Annotated in this window: 8 protein-coding genes and 1 tRNA gene; 2 read left to right on the forward strand and 7 right to left on the reverse strand. The window is 54.5% G+C overall.

All coding sequences use genetic code 11. The features are described from left to right. Positions 1 to 76: 76 nt before the first annotated feature. Positions 77 to 946, reverse strand: coding sequence for a glutathione-dependent disulfide-bond oxidoreductase (gene yghU, locus BH714_RS20855; protein WP_040018836.1), 870 nt, complete (start codon positions 944 to 946; stop codon positions 77 to 79). 213 nt (positions 947 to 1,159) lie between these two features. On the opposite strand from yghU, the gene gss reads away from it, so the two are divergent. Beyond that, positions 1,160 to 3,013 (forward strand): bifunctional glutathionylspermidine amidase/synthase, encoded by a 1,854-nt coding sequence (gene gss / locus BH714_RS20860; RefSeq protein WP_040018837.1) that lies wholly within the window; start codon positions 1,160 to 1,162, stop codon positions 3,011 to 3,013. Between the two features lie 74 nt (positions 3,014 to 3,087). Here the strand turns inward: gss and pgaD are convergent, their stop codons facing one another. The 4 genes from pgaD to pgaA are packed head-to-tail and all read right to left on the reverse strand — an operon-like array spanning position 3,088 to position 9,290. Beyond that, the gene (pgaD, locus tag BH714_RS20865; RefSeq protein WP_040018838.1) at positions 3,088 to 3,519 is read right to left on the reverse strand and encodes a poly-beta-1,6-N-acetyl-D-glucosamine biosynthesis protein PgaD; all 432 of its coding nucleotides are present in this window, start codon (positions 3,517 to 3,519) and stop codon (positions 3,088 to 3,090) included. Further along, positions 3,516 to 4,847, reverse strand: a complete 1,332-nt coding sequence (pgaC, locus tag BH714_RS20870) for a poly-beta-1,6-N-acetyl-D-glucosamine synthase (protein ID WP_032678962.1) — start codon at positions 4,845 to 4,847, stop codon at positions 3,516 to 3,518. The genes pgaD and pgaC overlap by 4 nt, the downstream gene beginning before the upstream one ends. Next, on the reverse strand, positions 4,840 to 6,843 hold the full coding sequence (gene pgaB / locus BH714_RS20875; RefSeq protein ID WP_040018839.1) for a poly-beta-1,6-N-acetyl-D-glucosamine N-deacetylase PgaB: 2,004 nt from the start codon (positions 6,841 to 6,843) through the stop codon (positions 4,840 to 4,842). The genes pgaC and pgaB overlap by 8 nt, the downstream gene beginning before the upstream one ends. A gap of 8 nt (positions 6,844 to 6,851) precedes the next feature. Next, on the reverse strand, positions 6,852 to 9,290 hold the full coding sequence (gene pgaA, locus BH714_RS20880) for a poly-beta-1,6 N-acetyl-D-glucosamine export porin PgaA (RefSeq protein ID WP_040018840.1): 2,439 nt from the start codon (positions 9,288 to 9,290) through the stop codon (positions 6,852 to 6,854). A gap of 671 nt (positions 9,291 to 9,961) precedes the next feature. Between pgaA and BH714_RS20885 the strand changes: the two genes are divergently transcribed. Next, entirely contained in the window at positions 9,962 to 10,489 is a 528-nt protein-coding gene (locus BH714_RS20885) for a helix-turn-helix transcriptional regulator (RefSeq protein WP_044857798.1), read from the forward strand. Positions 10,490 to 10,543: 54 nt separating this feature from the next. Here the strand turns inward: BH714_RS20885 and BH714_RS20890 are convergent. Continuing rightward, positions 10,544 to 10,619, reverse strand: a tRNA-Phe gene (locus BH714_RS20890). A 95-nt stretch (positions 10,620 to 10,714) separates the two neighbouring features. Then, on the reverse strand, positions 10,715 to 11,428 hold the full coding sequence (locus BH714_RS20895; protein WP_014171594.1) for a DUF554 domain-containing protein: 714 nt from the start codon (positions 11,426 to 11,428) through the stop codon (positions 10,715 to 10,717). Between the last annotated feature and the right edge of the window lie 131 nt (positions 11,429 to 11,559).

Raw genomic sequence — 11,559 nt, forward strand, 5'->3', positions numbered from 1 at the left:
ACCGGCTCAACCCTTAAGCAAATCATGCCCCTGGCAGGGATCCCTGTTGCCGGGCGGTGGTCCGCCCGGCAGAGCATTACGCCTGACGCTTGTCTTCCGTATTGGTCTCGAAGTCGCTCGCCGCGTGGCGTTCGTGGAGCTGCTCGTTGAGCTCGCCGCTGGTGCGGTTAACGATACGCCCGCGCTTCACGGCATGGCGGTGTGCCACATCTTTCGCCCAGCGCTGAACGTTGGTGTACTTCTCAGCGTCGAGGAACTCTGCGGCGTTATACACGCTACCCAGTGCCACGCAGCCGAACCACGGCCAGACCGCCATATCGGCGATGGTGTACTCTTCACCGGCCACGTAGCGGCTACGCGCCAGCTGTTTATCCAGCACGTCGAACAGGCGTTTGGCTTCCATCGTGAAGCGGTCAATCGCGTACTCAATCTTCACCGGTGCGTAGTTATAGAAGTGGCCGAAACCGCCGCCGAGGAACGGGGCCGCGCCCTGCAGCCAGAACAGCCAGTTCAGGGTTTCCGTACGTCCCGCCGGATCTTTTGGCAGGAAATGGCCGAACTTCTCTGCCAGATAGAGCAGGATGCTGCCGGATTCAAATACGCGCGTGGGCGGTGTCGTGGAGTGGTCACGCAGCGCCGGAATTTTCGAGTTCGGATTCACTTCAACAAAGCCGCTGGAGAACTGGTCGCCTTCACCAATGCGAATCAACCATGCATCGTACTCGGCACCCGTCACGCCAAGCGCCAGAAGCTCTTCCAGCATGATGGTCACTTTCTGCCCGTTTGGTGTGCCCAGAGAATAGAGCTGCAGCGGATGCGAACCCACGGGTAACTCTTTCTCATGCGTCGCACCGGAGATCGGACGGTTAATATTGGCGAACGCGCCGCCACCGTTCTTTTTCCATTCCCACACTTTGGGTGGCTGATAGGTATTTTCGTCTGACATGTTGGCCTGCCTTTTTTGTGATGTGTTGAGGGAGTGTAGCAGGAGTTCATGGGAGGGTTTAGCGAACTGAGCGCAATACATTTCCCCTTCGCGCCACACTACACAGACAGCGGAACGGGTGTATGATAAATCACACCTCTGTCAGGTTAATTACAACGTGCAGACGACGACAACCCTTTCAACATTGCCGCCTGCCCGTCTTAGGTTGGATACATGCGTAAAGGAAAGTTAAGCAGTGACGCGCCATTCGGGACGTTATTAGGTTATGCGCCGGGTGGCGTGGCGATTTACTCTTCAAACTACGGCAGTCTCGATCCGCGTCGTTATCCGGAAGACGCGGATTTTCGCAGCTATATTGGCAATGAATACATGGGCCACAAGTGGCAGTGTGTTGAGTTCGCCCGCCGTTTTCTGTTCCTCAATTATGGATGTGTTTTCACCGACGTCGGTATGGCGTGGGAGATCTTCTCTCTGCGCTTTTTGCGCCAGGTCGTGAACGATAACATCCTGCCGCTTCAGGCCTTTGCCAATGGTTCGAAACGCGCGCCGCAGGCCGGGGCGTTGCTTATCTGGCAAAAGGGCGGGGAGTTTCATGAGACCGGCCACGTTGCCGTGATCACGCAACTGTTGGACGATAAGGTGCGCATTGCCGAGCAGAACGTTATTCACTCTCCGCTCCCGCTCGGGCAGCAGTGGACGCGCGAGCTGCGAATGACCGTTGAGAACGGTACTTACACGCTGCATGACACCTTTAACGATACCGAAATTCTCGGCTGGATGATCCAGACGGACGACATGGAGCACAGCATCCCGCAGCCGGAACTCGACGGTGAACTGCTGAAAATCAGCGGTGCGCGGCTGAAGAATAAACGTCAGTTTGACGGGAAATGGCTCAACGAAAACGACGCCCTGCAGCAGGCGTATGTCCGCGCAAACGGCCACTTTATCAATAAAGATCCCTGCCAGTATTTTACCATTACCGAAAGTGCCGAGCAGGAGCTGATCAAAGCGACCAATGAACTGCACCTGATGTACCTGCACGCGACCGACAAAGTGCTGAAGGACGATAACTTACTGGCGCTTTTTGACATCCCTAAAATCCTCTGGCCGCGTCTGCGCCTCTCATGGCAGTGGCGTCGCCACCATATGATCACCGGTCGTATGGATTTCTGTATGGATGAGCGTGGCATCAAGGTTTACGAGTACAACGCCGATTCCGCCTCCTGCCACACGGAAGGGGGATTAATCCTCGAAGAGTGGGTGAAGAACGGTTATCGCGGTAACGGCCACAATCCGGCGGAAGGTTTGCTGGAAGAACTTACCGGCGCGTGGAAGCACAGCCATGCGCGTCCGTTCGTGCACATCATGCAGGACAATGACGTCGAAGAGGATTATCACGCGCTCTTTATTCAGCGCTCTCTGCTGCAGGCCGGGTTTGAAACCAAAATTCTGCATGGGCTTAACGCTCTCAGCTGGGATGCGGCCGGGCAACTGATTGACGATGAAGGCCGTCACGTTAACTGCGTGTGGAAAACCTGGGCGTGGGAGACGGCGATAGAGCAGATCCGCGAGGTGAGCGAAACCGAATACGCCGCCGTGCCGATCCGCACCGGGCATCCGGCAGGTGACGTACGGCTGATTGACGTCCTGCTGCGTCCGGAAGTGCTGGTGTTCGAACCGCTGTGGACGGTTATTCCCGGCAACAAGGCGATCCTCCCGGTGCTCTGGCAGCTGTTCCCGAATCACCGTTATCTGCTCGATACCGATTTCGAGGTTAACGACCTGCTGAAACAGACCGGTTACGCCATCAAACCGATTGCCGGACGCTGCGGCAGCAATATCGATCTGATTAGCGCCGGGGATGAAGTGCTGGACAAGTCGAGCGGCAAGTTTGTCGATCGCAAAAATATCTACCAGCAGCTGTGGTGCCTGCCGAAGGTGGATGGCAAGCATATCCAGGTCTGTACGTTTACCGTGGGCGGTAACTACGGCGGCACCTGCCTGCGCGGGGATGATTCGCTGGTGGTGAAGAAAGAGAGCGACATCGAACCGTTGATTGTGGTGTAAGACAAGTAAGCCGTTCCGGCTGTCAACACACACCCGCAAGTGTTCCTTGCGGGTGTTTTTCGTTTTCTGGCGGCTCAGGGATGCTCGTCGTGCTGCTGACTTATCTTCAGGTCAATGATGCGGCCGATCTGGTCATGATAGACCGTCAGCAAATTGTACTGACTCATCTCTGAAATGATTTGCGGGGGGACGTTAAAGCTTCTCGCCAGCTCATCGTGACGCCAGGCATCGGGACGCCGCCGCCTTACCTGAGCGCGACGGCGATTGTACTGATACCACAGAATGAGCAACCAGCCGTTAAGCGCGGCGATCAGCAAAAAGATCAGCACCGTATTAAACGAGGCAATAATAATGCCCCAGCGGTAGTTGCTCTCCTCGGTTACCTGCATCCACAGATTGGCATAGAGGAAAAACAGAAAACCTCCCCATGCCAGCAGCGTCAGCACCGCATCAAAAAGACGGGGCAATAGCCGATGTTCAGTCAGAATTAGCGTATTTTCGTTCATTGAATGCTTCCTTTTCCCCGGTCCGGACTGATCCAGCGCGCACGTGCACGCTGGCGTTTAAGCATGACTTTTGGAAAGGCGACGAGGGTGGTGAACAGACCAATCATCCAGTACACCATCGGGAACCAGATCACCCAGAAAAGCGAACTCGCCACGTTTCTTTCATAGCGTCGCTCGATATACAAACTGACGAGGAATTGCATCAGACACATGACCCCCAGAAGCAACCCGGTAAATTCAGGAGGAAACAGACTCTCGACGGTCAGGTTTGTGGGTAACGTAATGATATGGCTGACAATGAACAGCAACACGGTCACCGCATAGGCGAATGCCCACAGCGTTGACAACGCGTACTCTAAAAACAGCGGCCACATGCGATGATGTTCCCAGCGCACGATCTTGCGAAGGTTAACCAGAAAGACCTCCGCACCGCCCTGAGCCCAGCGTAAACGCTGTTTCCACAGACCTTTTAACGTCTCTGGCATCAGGATCCAGCACAGCGCCCGCGGCTCAAAAAAGATATCCCAGTGTCGAAGCTGAAGCTTCCAGCTGATGTCGATATCTTCGGTGATCATATCCGGGCTCCAGTACCCCACATCTGCCAGCGCCTGCCGGCGAAAGGCCGCAATAACCCCGGAGACGGTAAAGACCCTGCCGTAGATCCGCTGTGTCCGTTTGATGAGACCAATAATCGATGAGAACTCGCCTACCTGAATACGGCCAATCAGCGTTGATCGTGTGCGAATACGCGGATTCCCGGTGACGGCCCCGACGTGGGGATACTTAATCAGCGGCTCTACCAGATAGGCTGCGGTATCACGATCGAGCAGGGCGTCGCCATCAATACAGACCAGCAGATCGCCGCGCGCCGCCGCCGCGCCGGCCTTAAGCGCCACCGCCTTACCCTGGTTTTCTGCGAGGTGAATGACGCGCAGGCGCGGCTGTTCCTGCGCCAGCTGCTGCAGCACCTCTGCGGTGTTGTCAGAAGAACCATCGTTGATCGCGATAACTTCGATATGGGGGTAGCGCTGATCCAGCGCGGCGCTAATGGTCTCCCGGGCATTTCTTTCCTCGTTGAAACACGGGATCAGGATTGAAATTAACGGATCGCCGTCTAACGTGGGAGCGGGCGTCTGCTTATCCCATGACCAGTGCCGTTCAAGCTGAAACCAGAAATAGAGCCCTCCGGTTATCCAGAGCACGGACATGAACAGTGGCCAGAAGAAGACAAAATCCAGAATCAGTTCTCCGGTAAAGAGGGCAGCCACGCCCAGAGGCAACCCGAATACCAGGCATAAAATAGAGAATGCGATAATGCGATCAGTCATTGTCAGGGTACCAGTACGAAGAGAATTCAGGCCTGATGCGTGAAATATCAGGTTGGTTGTTGATGAAATCGTCGGGGTAGTAACCATAATTTTTGATGCCGTTCAGCTGGAGAACGCGCATCCACTGCGCCAGACGCGTGTCGGGCACGGCACGTTGAGGTTTCTGCTCCCAGTCCCGGGCCTGTAGCTCGAAAATGGTTTTATTGAGCGCACCGGGCCGTGCGGCAACGGCGGCGATCAACCGCGTGAGCCAGGCATCGCTTTCCTCGGCCGGAACGGATTCCATCAGCGGCATAGCCATCGGAACCGTCCAGTCGTAGGTCATCAGAAAATCATCCAGATTTTGTGCAAACCACGCTTCGCTCTCGGGCTGCAGGATGGGCAGGGCGAACATATTCCGCGCGGTTTTAATCTGCGGGCCGCGTATGTTTTTCACCGCCTGGCTAAGGCTGCGGGTAAAGCCGATGAGCGTCTGACTTTTAAAGCGACTCCAGGCATGAAGGGCGGCCGGATCGTGTTGCATCGCGGCGATGCTGCGGTTATTCCAGGCGCGCAGGGCATCCGGGCCGGCATCTTCAAAGTCTGTTAGTACCGCATCGTCGTGAAATAAGATCCCATTGAAGCTGGCATAGCGGGCAAGATCTTCATAGATTTCCGTGACCTGCTGACGAACCTCGGGGTTCCACGGGGAGAGGCGGATGTAGGGGTCGGTAGCCTCGTGCAATTGGCCCGTTTGACGATCCCAGCGCTGTACCCGCGGGAGTGCGGGTGAGAGATCGAAAGAGAGCACCGGCATCCATGCATAGACTTTTACGCCTGCACGGGTTTGCAGCTGCCAGGCGACAAAATTAAACAGATCGGCGCGCACCGGAAGCCGGCTGTTAGGGAAGTAGAGCGCTTTGATCGTGCCATCGCCCAGTGGATCGGAAAACGCCTGCAGGAAAACATGACTGATTTTCATGTCGTAAACCCGCTGGACAAGTTTGTTGATGTTGTTGGTTTGCTGGGCCGGATCGGGATCGTAAACATAATCGAGATCGACATGCATGACGCGCACGGGATCGGCCTCCTGAATCTGGCTGACCGTGCTGGCAAAGGATTTGAGCGAGGGATTTCCGGAAATCAAAAGACGCGGAATATTGCCGAGATCGCGCACATCCGCCAGCCCATCCTCAAGGGTAAAAGCCAACTGATAACCCTGCTTTCTGGCGATGGCGAGCGATGTGCCGTTCGCGGCGCCATAGGGCCAGACCCAGGCGCGGGGCGCTTTTCCCGTCACCCGGGTAATTTTGTCGGTAACTTTGCGCACGTCATCAGCGATCCGCTGGTTGAACTGCCGATCGGTTTCATAACGCCCCGTCGCTTTATCGTAAAAGCGGTTGGCGATGGCGGGTTCACGGCTTCCCTGTGGGTTAGCCGGTATGCCGTAATGCGAAGCCCAGGTATGCGAGCCAATCTCAACCAGCGGAGACTGGCTTAGCTCCCGCACCATATCCCAGGTTGCAAAGCGCTCGCGGGGCGTCATCAGTCCGCCGAAATTGACCTGCTGATTCGCTGGCGTATCTACCCAACTGCCCACCGGTGCCCACAGCGCAGGGACGTTCCAGGCCTGAAGAAGTGGCCAGACGCGGGTGTAGAAACTGCTGTAGCCATCATCAAAACTGAGTAAATAGGCTCTGGGCGGCAGCGTTTTTTTGCCCTCATGCGCATCCAGAATATCCTGCACGCTAATGGCGTGATAACCGTGATGCACAAGCCAGCCGATCTGCTCGTTTAGGGCGCTGGTACGAACGGACAGGTAGCGCTGATCGGCTGCATCATCTTCAACGTCATGGTAGGCCAGAACCAGAAAATGGTTCTTTGGCCAGGGTTTACTCGCCTCAGGCTGTGGCCGTTCCTGGGGGGACATAAACGAGAGGGCCTGAGCGCAAACGCTCGCGCTGAGGCATAACCAGCCGATAATTATCAGGCTCACAGAAAAACGTTTGTTCAGCATATTCATCCTTAAAAGCGTAAATTCGCATCAAACGTGACGGAGAGATTGCTTTCTCGTTTACCGTCGAAAGGGCGCTTGTCCCAGTTCAGCATCACGCCGCTATCAATGACGTTGTTCCATTGAATGCGCTGCCCGTAACCCAGCAGGGCGATGGCGCCAGCGGGCTGATTTTTCTGCCAGTATTCCCCACCTCCGAGAACGACCTGCTGGCTCCAGAGCGTGTCGTAATGGCGGTACATCTGGTGATCGACGGACAGGGCCGCCGTTACGGACAGATCCCGCTCCGGGTTGTAATAGAGCGTGTCCCGCAGGGTGTTGGTACTCGCTGATATACCCGGTTCGAGATCCAGCGTCAGGGTGGGTGTCTGCCACAGCCGCTCTTTACCCGTAAGGGCGAACTCCTGGCGGCGGTTATGGTCGGAAAAGTGGCTGGCAGAGGCGTTAAACTGGTACTCACGGCGTTCGTTTTGATACCAGCGGACCCAGCCTTCTCCCCGGTTTGCGCTGACGCCATTACGCAGTGCCCGTAAAGGCGTCGTGCGTGAAAGACGTTCGAGGTTTCCACCCACCTGCCAGCTATCGTTCAGGCTGTACGCCGCCGAGAGGCGAGCACCGGGCTTGTTTGCACCGTGATAATGGTTGCCGGAGAGTTCAGCTTCGACCAGAAGGTCGCGAGGCCGCCATTCGACGCCGGCAAACAGGTGGCGGCTGCTGCCTTTGCCTTCGTCGAAATTGCCTTGCGCAAATCGGGTTCCACCAAACAGCCGCCAGTTATCCGCGACGGGCGGACCGTAGAGCGTGGCATCCCAGCTCAGATCGTGTGTGCCGCTGACGGGGTTATCAGAGTGCAGTCCTTTGCCCGCGTTCAAACGCAGTTCGGACAGATGATGGACGTCTCTGAGCCTGTCCAGACGTCGGGCGCTCCCGTCGACAGGCGCGCGGGCGATAACGTCATCGGCCAGTAAATCCATCTGTCGCCACTCCTGCAGATCCATTGCGACGTAGGCCTGCTGCCGTTCCAGCTCGATATTGGATGGCTCCAGCGTCTCGGCCATTTTGAGCTTTTTCTCCGCCGCCCGCGGCAGACCCCGCGCCTGAAGTAAGGTGGCGTAATCAATCTGTAATCCCTGATTTCCCGGCGCTGACGCAGCCAGACGTTGCGCCAGCTTTTCGGCTTGCGGAAGGGCATTCGTCATCAGCAAATAGTTAAAGGTGAGCGACTGCCCGATGAGCCATTGATCGTTGGGTTGCGGGGTTGGCGAACCGAAATCGTAGCGGGTCCAGGGCGTGTTACGGGTTATCTTCTCAACATACTGGAGAGCGGCCTGATACTGCCCGGTATCCAGCCAGGCGTAGAAAAGCGCATGATCGTCGTCCTGCGGATCCGGCGCATAGTCTGGATACCGTTTGAGAAGCGAGAGGGCGGCATCGGCGTTTTTCTCCTCCAGATACGCGGAGATAACCCAGCCAATTGCCCAGGTCGGCACGGGATGCTGAGCCGACGTTAACGCCTGATATTCCCTGATGACCTGTTGATAATTACCGTGGGCGTGAAGCGCGCCAAGCCGATCGACACGGGCCCGGATAACGTCCTCCGCTGCCTGAGGTTCGTTTTGCCAGCGGGACAGCAGTTCGTCATAGCGGTTCAGCGCCGCTTGCGCGAGCTGCAAACGCTCTGTTTCAGTACGGGCAGGTACATCGGCAAGGCGTACCATTTCGGCGGCGGCGTTGAGTGCCAGGCGGCGACGTTGCGCGGGGGGCAGCGTCACCGTTTGTGAAAGCCGCAGGGCAGGCGTGTCGGCCCGGTTGTCTGTTAACGCATCAATCAACTCAGTACGAAGGGCGTCATCCGCTGGCGCACTATTCAACGCGCGGATGTCTGCTAAAAGCCGCTCCTGGTTTTTCCCCTGACGTGAATAGACATAAGAGAGCGTCTGGAGGTGAGCCAGAGAGGGCTTTTCCGCCACCCGTTGCCGGGCTTCCTGCAGAGCCAGTGTATCCATGCGGGCGTCGGCGAGGGTTTTGATGTAGCCGATGCGATAATCGTCGTTATCCGGTGCAAGGTTACACGCCTCCTTCCAGAGCATTAACGCAGGTTGCCACGCCTTTTGGTTTCGCCTTGCCTGAGCAGCAGCAGCCACGCCACGGGCAGGAAGAGGCATATAGACCTTATAACGCAGCCAGACATGAATAACGTCGTCATCACGACCCGCCCAGGACGCCACCTGCAACCAGTCCGCAACCTGCTCAGGCGTCAGGGCATGTTGCTGCTGATAACGCTGAAGATATTGCAGAAAAGGTGCGTAATTACCGTTACGCGCCTGCTGAATCTGTTGTTCATATACTGATTCTGCTGCCTGAACCAGAAAGGGGAAAAGTAATAACAGAAACAATAAAGCGGGAGTGCGGTAAAAGAATAACGTATTGAAGCGAAGTGATCTTTCCATATCTATTTGCCATTTGTTTATCATAAATCCATTGCATAACACGGCCGCCTTTAAGCACGGGGTTAAAGGCCATAAATGAGAACGTTTAATCTGAATGCAGTTACGTTATGGGGTACTTACTTAAAGGTAATTATGGGTCCTTATGGTCAGGGCTAAGTGGCTGGTAATGTACACCCGATATGTTGGCAGATAAATATGTTGAAAAGCAGGGTGGTTGTTTTGAGATAATTCTGTAATGAGCTGTCCTAAACGATTATTTTGAAATGAGTTTATATTTGTAATTTTATGATTTTATTGGTTTTTATTTATATTGTGACAAATTTGTTTATATTTTTAATGTGCCTTATTGGTGTGAATTAAAGTACTTTCCGGTGCATGTTTGGGAAGTTTCATGACAAAAATTCTTAATATCCATAAAAGTGACTTTTCTGAGATTGTTTTTTACTTATAATTAATGGCAGCCATTGAATGATAGTCTATGGGAAGGCGTATCAATGAATGTGCGAATTGAGGGTCAATCAAAGCCAGAATACATTTATCGTTAATATAAAAGCGCTATAAAACGAAGGCGGACTTCTTTCCGAAGGGTCGTTCTTGCTTTAATCTAAAAGGGATGGTTAGTGGCAACTTCAATAGTGTTAGTGACACAGGATCGCTACCTTGTCAGGGGGATGAGGATATTTTTTCCGGATATAATCCTGCTGGACTCCATTGACAGAAAGATATTTGATAACGGCGCAGATGAATATTCTGTATTGATTGATAGCCGTGCACCGCTGCGTTTATATGATTACCTGATACGCCATCCGGCCAGAACGAAAAAAACAATCTGCTGCGTTATGCTCGATATGCGGCATCGCGAGGAGAATCTGCTCAGCATGAAGTTGTTTATGAACACGTCGCTCACGGCACCCGATATGGCGTCGTTATTCAACCTGGTGCTCAACATGAAGGGCAAACGTCTGACAACAAAGTGGCTGCTGAACTTACGGCTGAGCACGCATGAAGCCATTATGCTGCGGTTGCTCAGGGCTGGCATGGCGATGGAAGAGGTGGCACAGGAACTGAATACGTCGATTAAAAGCCTCTACCGTAAACGGACCGCGCTCTCAGAACGGCTGGGGGCAGAGAACTTCAACGAGGCTTGTTTGTTTATCTTTAAAAATAAACTGCTGGATTCGGATGGGAACGATCCCTAGCTTTGCTTTACCCCAAAAGCAAAAACCCGCCACGAGGGCGGGTTTTCTGAAGAGTGGTGCCCGGACTCGGAATCGAACCAAGGACACGGGGATTTTCAATCCCCTGCTCTACCGACTGAGCTATCCGGGCAACGGGGCGCATTAAACCTGATATGCCCTCTGCCGTCAACGAAATTTGTTGTTTTCGTAACGGACTGCACACTCTCTCACCAGTTCGCCGTAAACTTAAGCAAAAAAGTGCGTCCAGAGCGCGGATAGCGGCATTGCAATCAACAACGCGGGCAGCATATTCACCACCGCAAACATCTTTATTCCGCATATCCGCAGCCCTGTCGCCAGCAGCAGCAGGCCACCGACGGCGGTGAAGTCGGCCATCATCGCCGGCGTGGTGAGAGGAAGGATCAGTGTGGCGCAGGTAGCGAGGGCCAGCTGGATAAGCAGCATGGGCACGCAAATCGCGGCGACGGCGATGCCGAGGGTCGTGGCGAAAATGGTGGCCGTGAAGAAATCAAGAAACGCCTTCGCAATCAATATGCTGGGGTCGCCAGTCATGCCTTCCTGCATTGAACCGAAAATGCCTGTGCCGCTGGCGCAAAAAAGAATAATTATCGCGACGTAGTTCTGAATAAACGACTCGTGAGTGCCGTTTTTCGCCTTGCCCGGGTGGGCAATCAGGTTTTTGGCTTTGCTGACCGCACTGTTAATACCCTTTTCCAGATAGCAGAACTCGCCAATGAGCGCGCCGAGCAGGGTAGCAAGCACCATCACCGGCAGGTTGGCGCACTTGATCACCAGCAAAATGCCGATACCTAACGAGGCCAGGCCGAATATTGAGGGCATGGAAGAGCGAATACGCTCCGGCAACCGCTGACTTAATACGGCGCCAAGTACGCCGCCCAGCAATACGGCACCGGCATTGATAAAGGGTCCGATAACCACCGTGAACTCCTGTTAGTTAATCATGGGTATTGCAGGATTATGACACGCCAGGGGCCTGTTAAGCTTAGGTTTAGGCGGGTTAACGCATACTGATTGCTTCTTGCACCTCAAAATAAAAGGTGACATGATTG

This window comes from Enterobacter ludwigii, from assembly GCF_001750725.1.
GTDB lineage: Bacteria > Pseudomonadota > Gammaproteobacteria > Enterobacterales > Enterobacteriaceae > Enterobacter > Enterobacter ludwigii.